This window comes from Paraburkholderia sp. Tr-20389, assembly GCF_017104565.1.
Classification (GTDB): Bacteria; Pseudomonadota; Gammaproteobacteria; order Burkholderiales; family Burkholderiaceae; genus Paraburkholderia.
Window position 1 is genome coordinate 122,765 of the sequence record NZ_JAAGPD010000009.1, and the last position, 16,765, is coordinate 139,529.

A 16,765-nucleotide genomic window follows, 5' to 3' on the forward strand; every position below is an offset into this window, starting at 1 on the left:
GGGTGATATGACGGCGTCTGCGCAACGGACCATCCTGCTGACGGGCGTCAACGGCCAGGTCGGATTCGAACTGGCTCGCAGCCTTCAGGGGCTCGGCACGATCGTCGCGCCGCGCCGCGGCGAACTCGATCTTTCCGACCTGGAGCAGGTTCGCCGTGTCGTGCGGGAAGTAAAGCCCGCACTGATCGTGAACCCGGCCGCTTACACGGCCGTCGACAAGGCGGAAACGGATGTCGACGCCGCGATGCGGATCAATGCCGAAGCGCCCGCCGTGCTCGCCGAAGAGGCGAAGCGCCTGGGCGCGGCACTCGTCCACTATTCGACGGACTACGTATTCGACGGCACGAAAGACGGTGCGTATGTCGAAGACGACGCCGTCAATCCCATCAATGTCTACGGGCGCAGCAAGCTGGAAGGCGAGCAGGCGATTGCCGCCGTCGGCGGCGCGCATCTGATCTTTCGCACCAGCTGGGTGTACGGCACGCGCGGCAAGAACTTTCTGCTGACCATGTTGCGCCTTGGCGCGGATCGTGAGGAGTTGAGTGTCGTCGCGAATCAGTTCGGCGCGCCGACATGGTCGAACACGATTGCAACGTCGACCGCACACGTGCTGGCCCAGGCCACTGCCGCCGACGGCGAGCAATGGTGGCGCGAGCACTCGGGCGTCTACCATCTGACGTCCGGGGGCGTCACGTCGTGGCACGGCTTCGCCGAGGCGATCTTCGAGTTCTCGGACCTGCAGAAAAAGCCGTCCGTGAAGCCCATTCCCGCCTCCGCCTACCCGACACCGGCAAGCCGGCCGACCAATTCGTCGATGTCGAACGACAAACTGGCTGCCGCATTCGGTGTGCGTGCCCCGGATTGGCGTGACGCGTTGCAGCTATGCATGGCGGCACCTTGACGCAGAAGTCGGCTGCGCCCCGTGCCGGTGCGGTGGTCGTTTTTTTCAATCCGGACGCAGCGTGTATCGAACGAGCCAACCGGCTCGCGTCGACGATGCATTGCGTCGTGGTCGACAACACCCCTGCCATTCGCCCGGCTGCCAGCCTCGGCTTGTCGGAAGCTGTCGAGTATCTGCCGAACGGCGAGAACGTCGGCATTGCGACCGCGCTCAATCAGGGCATCGAGGCGCTCCGGCGCAACGGCGTCGAGATGGCGCTGCTGTTCGACCAGGACAGCGATCCGCCCGCCGCGCTCCTGACGGACCTTCCCGCCGAAGTCGCACGCTCGAACGAGGCGGGGGAACGGGTCGCGCTCGTCGGCCCCGCGTATGATGATCCGCGTCTTGGCGGCGTCGCGCCGTTCGTGAGGTTCCGTCACTGGAAACTCGAACGGCTGGTGCCCGAGGGCAACGAGCCCATCGATGTCGACTTTCTGATTACCTCCGGTTCCTGCATTAACCTGCGCTACTGGTCCGAGGTGGGCCCGATGGACGACGCGCTTTTTATCGATTTCGTCGATCTGGAGTGGTGTGTGCGGGCGAAGCAGAAGGGCTACCGTATTCTGGGGCTGCCGTGGATACGGATGAGCCACGAACTCGGCGCCGAACCCGTGCGGATTTTTGGCCGCCCGTACCCGATGCACGGGCCGTTGCGCCATTATTATCAGTTCCGCAACGTCATCGCTCTGCTCAAGCGCTCGTACATGCCGTGGAGCTGGAAAACCACGGAGCTGGTCAAGCTTCCCGTCCGGCTCGTGGTCTATTCGTTCTTCCCTGACCAGCGTTCGCAGCACATCATGATGGCCTTGCGGGGCCTGAGAGACGGCTGGGCTGGCCGGCTGGGGCGCCACTGAGGCGACGGAGCCCGGCCATTCGATTGCGACGTGGCCCGCGAGCGGCGGGCTGCGCGACTTTATGACTACGCGAGTGTGAGTGTAATTGGGCGGCGCAGGCAGAGCGGCCGCGTTGCCCGCGATCACGGATTGAAGGAGCTTATTTTGGAGTGTTACGCATGAACGTGCCGACGACCCGGGCGATCGACCCGCACGCGGCGACGCCTTGCGGCCCTGTTTCCCTGGTGTCGGGGCTGTGGCGCAACCGCCAGCTTATCGCGCAGATGACGCGCCGCGAGGTGCTCGGCCGCTATAAAGGTTCCGCGATGGGACTCGCATGGTCATTTGTCCAGCCGCTGTTCATGCTGACCGTCTACACCTTCGTGTTTTCCGAAGTGTTCAAGGCGCGTTGGGGCGGTGCGGGCGCCGTGCAGAGCAAGACCGAGTTCGCCGTGCTGCTGTTCGTCGGGCTGATCGTGCTGAATCTGTTTTCGGAAGTGATCAACCGCTCGCCCACGCTGGTGATCGCGAACGTCAACTTCGTGAAGAAAGTGGTGTTTCCGATCGAAGTGCTGCCGGTCTCCACGATGGGCGCGGCGCTCTTCCACAGTCTGGTCAGTGTCGCGGTGCTGTTGTGCGCGATCCTCATTTTCAACGGCAGCCTGCCCTGGACGGTCGTGTTCTTCCCGCTCGTGCTGCTGCCGCTCGTCATCGTCACGCTGGGCCTCGCGTGGATGCTCGCTTCGCTCGGCGTGTTCCTGCGCGACGTGGGGCAGACCATCTCGCTGCTGACTACCGTCCTGATGTTTCTTTCGCCCGTGTTCTATCCTGTTGACGCGGTGCCGCCGCGCTTTCGGCCGTTCATCATGGCCAACCCGCTCACGTTTGTGATCGAGCAGGCGCGCGACGTGCTGGTTTGGGGAAAGCTGCCCAACTGGCTGGGGCTTGCCCTCTACCTGATCGCGGCGTGTCTCGTCGCGTGGGCCGGCTATGCGTGGTTCCAGAAGACAAGAAAGGGGTTCGCCGATGTCCTCTGACGATATCGCTATCGGCGTACACCAGCTCGCCAAACGCTACCAGATCTACGAAACGCCGCGCGACCGCCTGAAGCAGTTCGTGCTGCCGCGCATCCAGCGGCTCGCCGGCGGGCAGCCGAAGCACTATTTCAGCGAGTTCTGGGCGCTCAACGACGTGTCCTTCGAGGTGAAGAAGGGCGAGACGGTCGGCATCATCGGCCGCAACGGCAGTGGCAAGTCCACCCTGTTGCAGATGATCTGCGGCACCTTGAGCCCGACGCAGGGTCATGTCGAGGTGAATGGCCGTGTCGCCGCGCTGCTCGAACTGGGCGCGGGTTTCAACCCGGAGTTCACGGGTCGCGAGAACATCTTCATGAACGGCACGCTGCTTGGTCTCAGCAAGCAGGAGATCGAGGCGCGCTACGACGACATCGTCGCGTTCGCCGACGTTGGCATGTTCATCGATCAACCCGTCAAAATGTATTCGTCGGGCATGTACGTCCGCGTTGCGTTTGCGATTGCGGCGAGCATGGATCCGAGCATTCTGATCGTCGACGAGGCGTTGGCCGTCGGCGATCTCGCGTTTCAGGCCAAGTGCATGGTCCGGCTTCGCGAGCTGATGGACCGCGGCACGACGGTGCTGTTCGTGAGCCACGATATGAGCAGCGTGCGCAATATCTGCAGCAAGGTGCTCTGGCTGAAGCAGGGGCGGGCGGTCGCGTATGGCGCTCCGAAGCAGGTGGTCGGAGCTTACGTCAGCGAGATGAACCTCGAGATCAACCGGATCTCGGGCGGGCATCCCGTGGAAGCCGCGCCCGAGCAGGTGGACGTGGCGCCCGCAGACGAGGTCATTTCGCAGGAAGCCGCGACTTTCCTCGACGGTCATACGCGCTACGGCGACGGACGCGCCACGATCCTGAATGTCACTATCATGAACGCTCAGGGAACGCCGACGGAACTGCTCGAGTTGCACGAGTCGTATACGGTGCGCGTGATCGTCAAGGCGAACGTGGATATCGAGCGGCCCGTGGTGGGCTATTCGGCGCGCGATTTCAAGGGCAACCAGGTGGTCGGGGCAATGAATTCCAACTTCCCCGACGTCGAGATGCCGTCCTTCGAGGCAGGCAAGGTTTACTGCATCGATATCACGGGGACCAATACGCTGACCCAGGGCGGTTACACCGTGAACGTCGGCATCGAGAACATGGTTCAGCAGAACAAGGTTCATCAATACCTGGATGTGCTGGAAAACTGCAGGGTGTTTCAGAGTACATTCGGCCCGCGCGCCGAGAACATTTTCCCGGCGATGGTCTGGCAGGACGTCGAGTTCGAAGTCAGGGAAATCAGTGCACGCGTTGCGGCGTAGAGCGAATGTATCGTTGGTGGAGGAATGAGCATGGCGTCACCCAACCGGTTTGAACATATCGGCTTCGACGATTTCCGGCGCTTCGCGCAGGATGAGTCGATGTCGAAATACGAGCGCATCGGGTTTCCCGACTCATATCGTCAAGGCCACGAAGCGGCGATCTTCGCGGACATCTGCGCCAAGCTGACCAACCTGAATCAGGACGGCCGCAAGGTCGTCGATATCGGTCCCGGCTGCAGCGACTTGCCGAAAATGCTGATCGATCTGTGCGCGTCGAAGGGGCATCCGTTGACGCTGATCGACAGCATGGAAATGCTGAAGCTGCTCGACGATGCGCCTTTCATCGAAAAGGTGGACGCGATGTATCCGCAATGCCCGGACTGGATTGCGGAGCAGGCGGGCAAGGTCGACGTGATCCTGTGCTACAGCGTGCTGCATTACGTGTTCGTCGATGTGAGCTTCTTCCGCTTTCTCGATGCGTCGCTGTCGTTGCTGGCGCCGGGCGGGCAGATGCTGATCGGCGACATCCCGAACATCTCGAAGCGCAAGCGTTTCTTCGCCAGCGAGACGGGTGTGCGCTTCCACAAGGATTACATGAAGACGGACGAGGCGCCCGTCGTCGAATTCAACAAGGTCGAATTCGACCAGATCGACGATGCCGTCGTGATGTCCCTCGTCCAGCGGGCGCGCGCGCAGGGATTCGATGCCTACGTGGTGCCTCAGGCCCCGGCGCTTCCAATGGCCAACCGCCGCGAGGATATCCTCATCGTCAGACCTTGAGGGCACGATATGACAAAGACGAAAAAGCTGGTCATTCTCGGCGACAGCGCCTTCGCGGAAGTCGCGTACGAGTGCTTCACGCACGACTCGGAATATGAAGTCGTCGGGTTCTCCGTCGACTCGGCCTTCCTTGGCCGCGATCAGTTGTTTGGCTTGCCCGTCGTGCCGTTCGAGGAGATCGAGCGTTTCTTCGATCCCGCCGAAGTCGAGTTCTATGCGGCGCTCGTCTATTCCCAGCTCAACCGTTTGAGGACGCGCTTTTACGATCTCGCCAAAGGCAAGGGCTATCGCGCGGCGAGCTACGTGAGCAGCCGCGCGTTCGTATGGCCTAACGCCGTGATCGGCGAACACTGCTTCATCTTCGAAGACAACACCGTGCAGCCGTTCGTGAAGATCGGCAACAACGTGGTGCTGTGGAGCGGCAATCACATCGGCCATCATTCGACCATCGAGGACAACTGCTTTATCTCCTCTCATGCCGTGATCTCCGGCTTTTGCACGGTCGGCGCCAACACGTTCATCGGCGTCAATTCCGCGATCGCCAATAACGTCGTCATCGGCGCGGATAACTGGCTCGGCGTGGGCGTCAACATACTCGGCAACACCGAACCCGACTGCATTTTCAAGGGCGAGCAGCCTCAGCCGGCCAAGGTATCCGCGCGGCGTTTTTTCAAGGTCAAGGCATGAAGTGGCACAAGCTGGGTGTCGTCTGGAAACCCGATGGATCGCTCGGCTGGGCGCGCACGCATGCGATGGGCCCCACGCCTTACCGGCTCAACGACGACGTGATTCGCGTCTATCTGACCTGCCTGGACGACAAGGGGCGCGGCCGGCCGGGTTATGTCGACGTGTCGAGCGCGGACCCGACGAAGGTCCTGAACGTGTCGACGCAGCCCGTGCTCGATATCGGCGAACCCGGAACGTTCGATGACAATGGACTGATGGTCCTGAGTCTCGTTCCCGTCGACGCCCGAACCGTGTACATGTACTACGCGGGCTTCGAACTCTGTCTGAACGTGCGGTATCGGATCTTCACGGGTCTCGCGATCAGCCGGGATGGCGGCGAGACGTTCGCCCGCTACAGCCGCGCGCCGATTCTCGACCGTAGCGACAGCGAACGGATGATTCGCGGCGGCAGCTTCGTGATCAAGGACGGCGGCGTATTCAAGTTGTGGTACGTCGCGGGCAACGACTGGACCGAGCTTCGCGGAAAGATGATGCCCGTCTACGATCTGCGATACCAGGAGTCCGCCGACGGACTCAAGTGGTCGGACAGCGGCACGTTGTCGATGGCGCTGACAGGCGACGACGAGCATGGTTTCGGCCGGCCCTGGATCGTCAAGCGCGACGACGGCACGTACCAGATGTTCTATTCGATCAGGCGTGTTTCCTTTGCTGCGTATCGTCTCGGCTATGCCGAATCCAGCGACGGCATCAACTGGTTGCGCAAGGACGACGACATGGGGCTCGACGTATCGCCGGACGGCGTGGATTCGGAAGCCATCATGTATTCGGCGCCGATATCGGTCGGCGCGAAAACGTACTGCTTCTACAACGGCAATAACTTTGGCGAGCAGGGTTTCTGCGTCGCGGAGCTCATGTCGTGACTCTCGACGTCGTTCGCTATCAACCGTCCCTCAGCGAAGCCTGGGATGCGTTCTGCGAGAACGCGGTGAACGGCACGTTCCTGCATACGCGCCGTTTTCTCGCGTATCACGGCGACCGTTTTCGCGATGTATCCGCTTTGCTGATGCAGGACGGCGCCATCGTCGGCGTGTTTCCTGCCGCCGAAGCGCCCGCCGATCCTTCGATGGTCGTCAGCCATCCAGGCATCACCTATGGCGGCATCGTGCACACGGGTGCCTTGTGCGGCGGCAGAACGATCGAAGCTTTCGAGCGTCTGAGGGAGCACTACCGGGCGGACGGATATCGGCGTTTGCGCTACAAGGCGGTACCGCATCTCTATCAAGTCCGGCCTTCGCAGGACGATCTCTATGCGCTGTTCCGGATCGCCGCCGTCCGCTCGCGTTGCGACCTCTCCTGCACCATCGACCTGAACGATCGCGCCAGGCCTTCGGAGCGCCGTCGGCGCGGGTTGAAGAAGGCACAGAAGTCAGTGACCGTGGTGTCGGGTGCCGGGCAGGTGCGGTCGTTGTGGCAGGTGCTGGCCGATAATCTGACGCGTAAGCACGATGCCGCTCCCGTGCACAGCATCGATGAGATGGAGCAGTTGATCGCGCTGTTTCCTGATTTCATCGACTTGTTCTGCGCGCGGATAGACGGTCGAGTCGAGGCGGGTGTCGTCGTGTTCAAGACTCGCACCGCATGGCACGCGCAATATATCGCTGCGAGCGAAGCCGCCTACGCGGTGTCCGCGCTCGACGCGGTATTCGATCGCGTCATTGCCGACGCAACTGCGGCGGGTGTCCGCTATTTCGACTTCGGCACGAGCAACGAGCGCGAGGGGACGGTCCTCAATGAAGGCCTCTACCAGTACAAGCACGAGTACGGAGGCGGAGGCGTCGTGCACGAGTTTTACGATATCGATCTACTAGGTGCTTAGCATGGCGCTGTCCGACTGCAAGATTATTGATTTGCCCAAGATCGCGGATCCGCGCGGGAATCTGACCTTTATGGAAGGTCAGCGACACGTTCCCTTCGATATCAAGCGGGTCTTTTACTTATACGATATTCCGACGGGCGAGTCTCGAGGCGCGCATGCGCACAAGGAACTGCATCAATTCCTGATCTGCCTGTCGGGCAGCTTCGACGTTGCACTGGACGACGGGACGGACAAGAAGATCGTTCACCTCAACCGCCCTTGGCATGGCTTGCATATTCCGCCCATGATCTGGGCGGCCGAACTGAATTTCGATCCGGGTTCGGTGTGTCTGGTGCTGGCGTCGATGCCGTTCAACGAGTCGGACTACTATCGGGACTACGACCAGTTTCTGGCCGCTCTGCAGCCGCGTTGACGGTCGTCCACTGCCGCGATCCTCTTCGACAGTAAGGAACACAATTGTGAAAGTGCCATTTCTTGATGTCCGCAGCGCTTATGTCGAGCTCAAACCCCAACTCGACGAAGCCGTTGCGCGCGCGCTCGATTCGGGCTGGTACATCTTCGGACAAGAGGTTGCCGGATTCGAAAAGGCATTTGCCGAATACACGGGCACCCGCTTTGCGATCGGTGTCGGCAATGGTCTCGATGCGCTGCGTATCGCGCTGATGGCGATGGGCGTGTCGGAAGGCGACGAAGTGATCGTGCCGTCCAACACCTATATCGCGACGTGGCTGGCCGTGACGCAGTGTGGCGCGCGCCCGGTGCCCGTCGAGCCCGACTTCGAGACGCTCAATATCGATCCGAATCGCATCGAGCAGGCGATGACCAGCAAGACCAAAGTCATCCTGCCCGTGCATCTGTATGGGCAGCCTGCGGAAATGGGGCCGATCGTCGATCTGGCGCGCAGCAAAGGGGTTCGGGTGCTGGAGGACGGTGCACAGGCACACGGCGCGCGCTACCGCGGCGAACTGATCGGCGGACATGGCGATGCCGTCACGTGGAGCTTCTATCCGGGCAAGAATCTCGGCGCGTTCGGCGATGCGGGCGGCGTCACGACCAATGACCCAGAACTCGCCGACCGGATTCGTACCATCGCGAACTATGGTTCCAAAGTGAAGTACGTGAACGAGGTGTGCGGGGTGAATAGCCGTCTCGATCCCATTCATGCTGCCGCGCTGGCAGTGAAGCTGCCGCTGCTTGAGGAGTGGAACGCGCGTCGTGTGGCGATCGCCGACTATTACCGGAAAAATCTGACGAACGCCGCTGTGCGGGTGCCGACGCCGCATCCCGATTGCGCGTCGTCGTGGCACCTGTTCCCGGTGTTCACGGAGCGCCGCGATGCGCTGCAGGCGAGCTTGAAGGAGGCGGGCATCGAAACCCTCATCCATTACCCGATCCCTCCGCATTTGCAGCAGGCGTATCAGTCCCTCGGTTACCAGAAGGGTGCTTTCCCCATTGCCGAAGCACTGGCCGAGACGGAGCTGAGTCTGCCGATCGGGCCGCACATGTCGCTCGAGCAAGCGGCTTATGTTTGTGAAGTGATCGCGAGTTTTCAGTAATGCATGAACTTGATCTCGGCCGGCTGGAAGAGTCGGTCGCGAAACGTATATCGAAGTTGCAGTACGGCGATGCGATGGTGCGCATCAAGTCGTTCGTCGAGCAGGTCATCAATGATCCGGAGTCCGTTGCCGCCGTGTTCGCCAGCCGCGAACTCGATGCCCTGTGCAGTAGGCTTGCTAGCGTGTACTACGGGCATCGTCGCGAGCCGGGCAGCGAAGGGCGCGGCACGGTGATTCTGGCATCCGAACTGGTTCGGGCGGGAGGCCATGTCGAGCTGATCAAGGATTATCTGGCTCTTGGGCTATTCGAGAGCCCCGTCCGCGTCGCGTTGAGCGATCTGTTCAACCGGATGGATCGCAGCACGATAGAAGAGTGGGAATCCCTGCTCGGTTGTGAAGTCTTCATCGCGGAAGATGCGGGGCTCGACGGCAAGCTGGACGCTCTCGACGCGCAGATCAGCGAATGGAACCCGTCGACGATCCTGACGCTGGCTCACAACCAGGACGTCGTATGTGTAGTCGCGGCGCACTTTCCCGGTGCGACACGCCGCTATTACATCCATCATGGCGACCATCACCTGTCGCTCGGCGTCACGTGCGAAGCATTCGAGCATGTCGATTTGCACAATATGTCGTATGAACTGTGCAAACACGAGATCGGCGTGCAGCATCAGCACTATTGGCCGCTGACTGCCGTCAGACCGTCCCGGATCAAAACCGAGTTTCTCGAACGGGGCGCTTTGACGACAGCATCATGTGGACGGATGTCGAAGTTCGAGGCGGGCACGTACGCTTTTTGTTACGAGCGCGCAGTGGCGCTCATGCTGAAAGCAACGCGCGGTTATCACGTCCACATCGGCGAGTTGACTGCGGATTTCATGCAGAAGATTCACGCCGAACTCGATGCCGAGAACGTTAGCCACGACCGGTTCATTCACGTCGAGTGGGTCCCTTCGCTGTGCCAGGCGCTCATCGAGCACGCAGTCGACGTCTACGTCGCTTCTTTCCCGATTGGCGGAGGGAAGGCGTTGATCGAGGCGCTGTCCATCGGCCTTCCCGTCGTCACGCACGCGTCCTATCGCTCTCGCTATCATTCGAGCTTCGATCTGACGTATCCGGAGAGCTTTGTCTGGAGCGGCTATGAGGAGCTTGTGGAAATCTTTGGTCGATGGAACGAGGCGCTGGTGAAGGAGCAAGCCGCGTTGGCGTTGCAGTATTTCGAACGTTACTACTCCAAAGAAGCCTTTTTGAAGGCTTTCGCCGATGGTCGAAATGCTGATGCGGATGTTCCGCCATTGCACCTTTATCACGGCAATCGGCTTCAGACTTATCTTGATATAAGGCGTATGCGAGAACAGGTACTCGGTCCGCTTGAGTCGGAAAACAAGCGAATACTGACTGAGTGGGCCAATCTGCACGCTGCGTATGAGGAGCACAGTGCTACCATCCTGAGGCAGCAACTGGATATCGAGCGGCTGTCGAATGAGAAGAACACACTGGCGATGAAACTCCTGGAGCAGCAGGCCGCCTTCCAGCAGGCGCGAGACGAAGAGCTTGCGCGGTCGTGGAAAAGCAAGGCGAAAAAGCTGCTTTATGTGATGCATGCAAATAAGAAGAGTTGATTGCCTCACTCTTAGAAACCTTCAAATAATTTTGGTGTAAACAGGTGAGAATTGTCAAAAACCTATTCAAGAAGACCGGTGTCAATGTCCAGAAGGCGCCGGTAGGACCGCCTGAAGATTTTGATCCGGAAACCTATCTGAAATTGAATATCGACGTTCGCGAGGCGGGTGTCGATCCCGTCCAGCATTACGTCGAACACGGTCGTGCGGAGAAGCGGGCGTACAGTTTCCCGCCGTTCGAGTACTTCAAGAAAGAATCATTCGATCCCGCGCACCAAACCGCTCTGCTCGTCACGCACGAGTGTTCGCTGACGGGCGCCCCCGTTCTCGTCTACAACATCGCGGAGCAGTTGTCCCGCTCGATGAACGTGGTCGTGCTCGCACTTGGCCCGGGCATGCTCGAGGCTTTGTTCAAGGACCTCGATATTTCGTACGTGCCCGCGCATTACGCGCGCTTCAGCTCCCTGTATTCCGAGTATGCGATCGAGCGTCTCGTTCGTGAGTTCAAGCCCACGTTCGCGATCGTCAATAGCATCGAGTCGCAGCTCGTCGTCAAGCCTTTGCAGCAAGCCGGGATTCCCCAGGTCAGCCTGATTCACGAATTCGCGCCGTGCTATCCGGATCCGCGCGAGCGCTTCGAAACAATGATGAAGGTGCCGCAACAGGTCGTGTTCTCTGCGGACGTCACGTTCGAAGATGCGGCGCGTTTCGTCGACGACTACAACCCCGAGAAGATTCATATCCTGCCGCAGGGGCGTTCGAGCATCCCCGGCAAACGTCTCAATGACGAAACCGCGCAAAAGGAGCAGGCAAGGTTGCGTTCCATCTTGCGGCCCGAGGGTGACGATGGAAGGCAATATGTCGTGCTCGGCGCGGGGTCGGTGAATTTTCGCAAGGGTATCGATCTGTTCCTGCAGTGTGCGAGCCGGATCAACGCGAAGGTCGGCGAGGGTAAATGCCGGTTCGTGTGGATCGGGCAGGGCTACCAGCCGCGCAAGGACCCTGCGTATTCCGTCTATCTCGAAGACCAGATCTTGCGAGCGGGTTTGACGGAAAGCGTCCAGATCATCGACGAGACGACGGAGATCGAAACGGCGTACGAGTTGTCGGATCTTTTCCTGCTGAGTTCGAGGCTCGACCCATTGCCGAACGTCGCACTCGACGCCATGTTCTTCAGCAAGCCCGTGGTTTGTTTCGACCAGACAACGGGGGTCGTGTCCTTCCTCGAACGCTTTGGGCTGAAAGAGGCCTGTGTTGCCGAGTATCTCAACGTCGAGGATCTCGCTGACAAGGCCAGCCGTCTGCTGCTTTCTCCGGAGAGCCGGGCGCATGTGGCCGAGACACTCGCAGGCCATGTCGCCGAAAGCTTCGACATGTCGCGCTATGTCGAGCGGATCGTCGCGCTGGTCAAGCCCACGTGACGCAAATCGGGTGTCGATATGAATTCGAATAGCCTTGGAACGTCGAGGTCGCTGGCCGTCGATGCCGTCGTCGCATTGATGTTGGCCGGGCTTGCTGCGTGGGCCAATATCCTGTGGATCGAATACAACCGGTTCGGTCTCGCGTTGACGATCGACGAAGCCGGCTACATGTCCCAGGCGATCGCCTACGCAAGAGCGCTCAAATACGGCGGCGTGACCGGGTGGTTGGCCGCATTGTCGTATCCGACGAAGTTCGCTCCGCTAAGCCCGATCGTTTCGTCCGCCCTGATGGCTCGCTGGGGCATCGACGAAAACATAGCCTTCTACACCCACATCCTGTTCTATGCGGGCATCGTACTGATCGTCTTCTGGTGGGTGCGCGAGCAATCAACCCGGCTCGCCGCCATTTGCGCAGCGTTGCTCGTTGCGACCCTGCCCGATATCGTTTTTTATACGAGAACGTATCAATATGGGCTGCCGACGGCGTTCTTCTTCTTGCTGAGTCACTTCGCCTACTACAAGTCGAGGCGTTTCAGCTCATGGTTCTGGTCGTTTTGCCTGGGTGCGGCGCTAGGGCTGATGCTGCTGTCCCGAACCATGAGCATCGCGTTTCTGCCGGCGTTTGGCCTCATATGGCTCGTGGACAGCTGGAAGCTTCTCAAGCAGAACATGGCGCGGCTGGTGATGAGCATCGTGGTGTTCGCGCTCGTCGCCGTTCCCTGGTATGCGTTGAACTTCCACGAGATATTCGGCTATCTCTTTTCGTTCGGCTATGGCGCCAACTCCAAAGAGTATGGCGGCACGATTCCGTACTTGTCTCTTACCTACGTGAGCCGACGAATCCAGTTCTTCATGGATTCGATCTATAACGTTCACTTCGTATTGGTATTCGTATTCTTCGCGATCTGCGTCGTGCAGCAGGCAAGGGCGCTGATCAGGAAAGACAAGTCCGCGAATCCGACGCTTTGGGTTCCCGCCTTCGTCTCGGTGCTGTGCATCGCTATCCTGCTTTCGTCGAAGAACATCGGGTCAGGGTTCGACGCGCCTCTTTATCCTGTCATGGCGATATGTGCCGTCTGTACGGTGCCGAACCTGACGACTAGCCGCGCGGTGCGGGGCGTCATCTATGCGGTCATGCTTCTGGGCGCGTTGATGGTCGGCTATCTGCAATCCACGACAAGCGCGTGCGGAAATGCGCCGCGATTGCTGGTCCGGCCACTGATGGGCTCAACCCAGAAGAAGGTCTGCGACGGATTCATCGGGGAATATATTCGCGGCGTGGGGGAAAACGGTGAAGACAAAACCAACTGGGACGATATTCCTTATCCCGTTCAAAAGCAGTGGCGAGATGTGAGCTCGCAGCTGGCTGACCGGATGCATGACGTCAACAAGAGCGGTGGCGGGATCATCTACGGTACGCGTAACCGGCTGGTGAACGTGAACACCGTCATGCTGGAGTTCATCAAGAAGTTCGGCTATATCTTGCCCGCCGCGCAAATCGATCCCTTGTTGCTCGACCCAACGTATAAGGCGTACCGCGAGTGGCTCGATCAGACGGCCACGCCCAACACCTGTGCGGTGGTGATGATGAGCAGCGTCAGTGGCGACTTCTTTCCCAGGCCGGACCTCGGTTTGCTGAAGCAGGTTGTCGCGGATCGCGGATTTGAATTGACCGCGCGAATTCCAACGCCTGAATCCGACATGTACGCGGAACTCTGGACCTCCAAACACGGATGTAGTAATGACGGAAAATAACTATTCAAAGACCGGACGTAGTGATGTGCCGCTCTACGTTCTATTCGGGGTTTTGCTAGCCTTTTTCATCTATCAGAATGTCGAATGGCTGCTCAAATATCGATTCGGTCAATCACTCGATATCGACGAGTCCGGCTATCTGTCGACGGCGATCGTGTTCGCGCAAGCGAAGTTGGGTGGCCACTGGTCGGGCTGGTGGCACGCGATTGCCTCGCCGCTCGGGTTCGCGCCGATGGCGCCCGTTGTCGCGTCGCTTGCGATGATCGGCTTCGGCGTCAACGAGAATTACGGTTTTCTCTGCAATGTCGGCTTCTGTGCCGGATCGCTGATCTTGATGTTCGTCGCGCTGCGCCGCCTTTCGCTGCCGCACGCATTGCTCGCTTCCGTGCTGCTGGCCTGTCTGCCCGGTTTCGTCATTTTCAGCCGTAGCTTCCAGTTCGTATCGGCGACGACGTTCTTCTATTTCGCGGCCTTCGTTTTCTTTGCATTCTCCGATGGCTATCGTCGTACGCCTTACGCCATTCTGGTCGGCGTCGCGCTGGGAGGCATGATCCTGTCCCGAACGATGGCGTTGGCCTTCCTGCCGGCGTTCGCGTTTGCGTTTCTCGTTTATCTCTTTCTGGTGCGCGGCTTTTCACGCGTAGTCTTCAGGAACATCGTATTGTCGATCGTCGCGTTTGCTGTCGTGGCGGGGCCTTGGTACGTGAAGAACTTCCAGAGTGTGTTCGGCTATCTTTTCTCGTTTGGCTATGGAGCGCACGCGGCGGAGTACGGGCATTCGCAAGGCATCTTCACGATGGCGAACCTGAGCCTGCGCGTCGAAATGATCTTCGTGCAGATGCGTCTTCCGCATTTCGTTATCATCGTTCCCACCTTTTTTGCGGCGCTTCTGTTCCTGTTGGTCGGCAAGCGACGTGACAAGACGGATAACCTCATTCTCGCCGCCTGTGTGCTTTGCCTGTCCTGCTTCATGATTCTCTGGACGAGCCAGAACATGGGAACGGGCTTCGATGCGCCCATCTATACCGTGATGATCTTCGGTGCAGTCGCCTGGCTGAGCAGAATCAGCTGGCGCTGGATTCAGTTCGTCTTTGGTGCGCTGACACTCGCTACGTTCTCGTTGGCCAGCTACGCGCATCAGGATCTTTACCGCTGCTCGGCAATGCCGAAAGCGTTCATTCAGGGGGCCGCCGGGTTTAGACCTTTGGTCGACTGTGGTTCGCTCGTGCACGTATCGTTGAAGCAAAACGGATTTGCCCCAGAAAATGATCCGAATTTCATCCTGAGTCGCGACGGTGCTGTCGCGTGGCGCGATCTGAATCGGCATATTGCGTCGTATCTGGTGCAAGAGGATGCCAACAGAAGTCCTGTTTTGCTCCTGTCCCGTCACATGATCGCCAACGTGAATTCCATCGGCCTGGAAACGATCAAGAAGTACGGCTTCAATTTGCCGATGATTCAGATCGATCCAAGTGTGTTGACGCCGACACAGGAGTCTTACTCGCACTGGCTTGCGGATGCGCCTCAAGATTCGGCGTGTTTCGCGTTGATGTTGAATGAACAACAGGGTGAGTTTTCGCCGCGTGCGGATCCGGCAGTGATGTCGTCGGCTTTGAAGAGTTCGAATTTCGAGCCGGTTGGTCAATTCGACACACCGCGACCGGGACAGCATTTCACGGTTTGGAAGCGGAATGTGGCCGCATGTCATGTCGCTGCGGCTCAGCAATAGGCGCGCAATATCGCTGTGACCCGAACGACGTAACAGTCGATTCTCTGCAGCAGGCCCGGGAGCTGACGCAATCGGGCTTTTTTTATTGCAGCATCGAGCATGCGATCTAGCGATTTATTCGCATTCTGAAACGCTGGCTTCTGAATAAGATTTCGTAACCGCTGGTCGCTTGATGCCCACTTATGTTTGGGCTACCTTCTCCTGTGCGGACCGCAGCCTTGTACTCATTCAACGTGAATTCAGATCGAGACGGCAGTCTGGCTTATCTCTCCAATGACATTGACGTGCCGACAACCGGATTGACGCTACTGTCATAGGGTTTAATGGAAATTGCAGCATGATTAATCGCTTATTCGATCTCGGTGTCGAGACGTTCATTGAGTCCAGTCTTGATAACGATGACGAACTCAGAAAACCTCTTGTGTTCATTCACATCGGCAAAACGGCGGGCTCGTCGTTTCGCGAGGAACTGGCCGACCGGTTTCAGCCCTGCGAAAATGTTTTCGTCGACTTTTCCAAAGTCGAATTGCCCGTTACGCCCGAAAAGTACGCGGCAATCATGGAAAGCAATCTGGCCGACCTGAACGATAATCGCATGCGCAGGTGCCGGATGGTCTCCGGGCACTTTTCGTACAGTCAGATTTCCCGGCAGCCCGATCTGGCTCGGGGCAGGCTGATAACGTTTCTTCGGAATCCGATTTCGAGGCTCACGTCGTCCTACGAATATCATGGTTCAGCCGCTCATCCCGATCGCGATTCGTTCAAAGCGCAATACCCGACGTTTCGCCATTACATTCAGGATCCGCAAAACATCAATGAGATGTATCGCCAGCTCACGCCAGCTAATTTCAGCGATGGCGCGGATGCGGCGGAATGGATCAAGCAGAACTATTACTGGATTGGGCTGCAGGAAAACTACGTCGCATCCGTCAAGCTACTGTTTGCAATGAACGGTATGCGTTTTTCTCCGCAACATAGCATTAGAAAGTCAGAGTCGAGCCACACGGGTTTCAGCGCCGAGGACATCCGTCTTGCCGAAGAACTCAATCGGTTCGACCTGCAAATATTCAACAGCTTCAACGAACGCTATGCGTCGATGTGGGCCGAAATCTATCATTGGACGGATTTCGACCGCATTTTCAGTCAGTATCTTTCGAAGTGAGATCAGCGCAACGGCCAATCAG

Annotated in this window: 15 protein-coding genes; all 15 read left to right on the forward strand. The window is 58.9% G+C overall.

Annotation, left to right across the window (positions count from 1 at the left end; translation table 11 throughout):
- The first annotated feature begins 7 nt into the window (after window positions 1-7).
- Window positions 8-901 (forward strand): dTDP-4-dehydrorhamnose reductase, encoded by an 894-nt coding sequence (gene rfbD / locus G3N95_RS13235; RefSeq protein WP_205970439.1) that lies wholly within the window; start codon window positions 8-10, stop codon window positions 899-901.
- Window positions 883-1,794, forward strand: a complete 912-nt coding sequence (locus G3N95_RS13240; RefSeq protein WP_205970440.1) for a glycosyltransferase family 2 protein — start codon at window positions 883-885, stop codon at window positions 1,792-1,794. The genes rfbD and G3N95_RS13240 overlap by 19 nt, the downstream gene beginning before the upstream one ends.
- Before the next feature lie 158 nt (window positions 1,795-1,952).
- Window positions 1,953-2,810, forward strand: a complete 858-nt coding sequence (locus G3N95_RS13245) for an ABC transporter permease (protein ID WP_205970441.1) — start codon at window positions 1,953-1,955, stop codon at window positions 2,808-2,810.
- Window positions 2,800-4,155, forward strand: coding sequence for an ABC transporter ATP-binding protein (locus G3N95_RS13250; RefSeq protein WP_205970442.1), 1,356 nt, complete (start codon window positions 2,800-2,802; stop codon window positions 4,153-4,155). The genes G3N95_RS13245 and G3N95_RS13250 overlap by 11 nt, the downstream gene beginning before the upstream one ends.
- Before the next feature lie 30 nt (window positions 4,156-4,185).
- Window positions 4,186-4,935 carry an SAM-dependent methyltransferase gene (locus tag G3N95_RS13255; protein WP_205970443.1) on the forward strand — a complete coding sequence of 250 codons (750 nt, stop codon included), beginning with the start codon at window positions 4,186-4,188 and terminating at the stop codon, window positions 4,933-4,935.
- A gap of 9 nt (window positions 4,936-4,944) precedes the next feature.
- Window positions 4,945-5,622, forward strand: coding sequence for an acetyltransferase (locus G3N95_RS13260; protein WP_205970444.1), 678 nt, complete (start codon window positions 4,945-4,947; stop codon window positions 5,620-5,622).
- A complete protein-coding gene (locus G3N95_RS13265; protein ID WP_205970445.1) occupies window positions 5,619-6,542 on the forward strand; it encodes a hypothetical protein in 924 nt (307 codons plus the stop codon). The genes G3N95_RS13260 and G3N95_RS13265 overlap by 4 nt, the downstream gene beginning before the upstream one ends.
- Window positions 6,539-7,498, forward strand: a complete 960-nt coding sequence (locus G3N95_RS13270) for a GNAT family N-acetyltransferase (RefSeq protein WP_205970446.1) — start codon at window positions 6,539-6,541, stop codon at window positions 7,496-7,498. Before G3N95_RS13265 ends, G3N95_RS13270 begins: the two co-directional genes overlap by 4 nt.
- A 1-nt stretch (window position 7,499) precedes the next feature.
- Window positions 7,500-7,910, forward strand: a complete 411-nt coding sequence (locus G3N95_RS13275; protein ID WP_205970447.1) for an FdtA/QdtA family cupin domain-containing protein — start codon at window positions 7,500-7,502, stop codon at window positions 7,908-7,910.
- A gap of 46 nt (window positions 7,911-7,956) precedes the next feature.
- Complete coding sequence (locus tag G3N95_RS13280; RefSeq protein WP_205970448.1) at window positions 7,957-9,054, forward strand: DegT/DnrJ/EryC1/StrS family aminotransferase; 1,098 nt, start codon at window positions 7,957-7,959, stop codon at window positions 9,052-9,054.
- Window positions 9,054-10,676 carry a hypothetical protein gene (locus G3N95_RS13285; protein ID WP_205970449.1) on the forward strand — a complete coding sequence of 541 codons (1,623 nt, stop codon included), beginning with the start codon at window positions 9,054-9,056 and terminating at the stop codon, window positions 10,674-10,676. The genes G3N95_RS13280 and G3N95_RS13285 overlap by 1 nt, the downstream gene beginning before the upstream one ends.
- Before the next feature lie 143 nt (window positions 10,677-10,819).
- Entirely contained in the window at window positions 10,820-12,097 is a 1,278-nt protein-coding gene (locus G3N95_RS13290; protein ID WP_241018479.1) for a glycosyltransferase family 4 protein, read from the forward strand.
- Between the two features lie 18 nt (window positions 12,098-12,115).
- Window positions 12,116-13,852 (forward strand): glycosyltransferase family 39 protein, encoded by a 1,737-nt coding sequence (locus tag G3N95_RS13295; RefSeq protein ID WP_205970451.1) that lies wholly within the window; start codon window positions 12,116-12,118, stop codon window positions 13,850-13,852.
- 334 nt (window positions 13,853-14,186) lie between these two features.
- Window positions 14,187-15,581: a hypothetical protein gene (locus G3N95_RS13300; protein ID WP_241018482.1), complete on the forward strand. Its 1,395-nt coding sequence runs from the start codon at window positions 14,187-14,189 to the stop codon at window positions 15,579-15,581.
- 337 nt (window positions 15,582-15,918) lie between these two features.
- Window positions 15,919-16,743, forward strand: a complete 825-nt coding sequence (locus G3N95_RS13305) for a sulfotransferase family 2 domain-containing protein (RefSeq protein WP_205970453.1) — start codon at window positions 15,919-15,921, stop codon at window positions 16,741-16,743.
- Window positions 16,744-16,765: the final 22 nt, after the last annotated feature.

Bases quoted from the DNA above. Each gene is read 5' to 3' on its own strand.
- rfbD (WP_205970439.1), top strand. From the start codon at position 8: ATGACGGCGTCTGCGCAACGGACCATCCTGCTGACGGGCGTCAACGGC.
- G3N95_RS13240 (WP_205970440.1), top strand. From the start codon at position 883: ATGCATGGCGGCACCTTGACGCAGAAGTCGGCTGCGCCCCGTGCCGGT.
- G3N95_RS13245 (WP_205970441.1), top strand. From the start codon at position 1,953: ATGAACGTGCCGACGACCCGGGCGATCGACCCGCACGCGGCGACGCCT.
- G3N95_RS13250 (WP_205970442.1), top strand. From the start codon at position 2,800: ATGTCCTCTGACGATATCGCTATCGGCGTACACCAGCTCGCCAAACGC.
- G3N95_RS13255 (WP_205970443.1), top strand. From the start codon at position 4,186: ATGGCGTCACCCAACCGGTTTGAACATATCGGCTTCGACGATTTCCGG.
- G3N95_RS13260 (WP_205970444.1), top strand. From the start codon at position 4,945: ATGACAAAGACGAAAAAGCTGGTCATTCTCGGCGACAGCGCCTTCGCG.
- G3N95_RS13265 (WP_205970445.1), top strand. From the start codon at position 5,619: ATGAAGTGGCACAAGCTGGGTGTCGTCTGGAAACCCGATGGATCGCTC.
- G3N95_RS13275 (WP_205970447.1), top strand. From the start codon at position 7,500: ATGGCGCTGTCCGACTGCAAGATTATTGATTTGCCCAAGATCGCGGAT.
- G3N95_RS13285 (WP_205970449.1), top strand. From the start codon at position 9,054: ATGCATGAACTTGATCTCGGCCGGCTGGAAGAGTCGGTCGCGAAACGT.
- G3N95_RS13295 (WP_205970451.1), top strand. From the start codon at position 12,116: ATGAATTCGAATAGCCTTGGAACGTCGAGGTCGCTGGCCGTCGATGCC.
- G3N95_RS13300 (WP_241018482.1), top strand. From the start codon at position 14,187: ATGTTCGTCGCGCTGCGCCGCCTTTCGCTGCCGCACGCATTGCTCGCT.
- G3N95_RS13305 (WP_205970453.1), top strand. From the start codon at position 15,919: ATGATTAATCGCTTATTCGATCTCGGTGTCGAGACGTTCATTGAGTCC.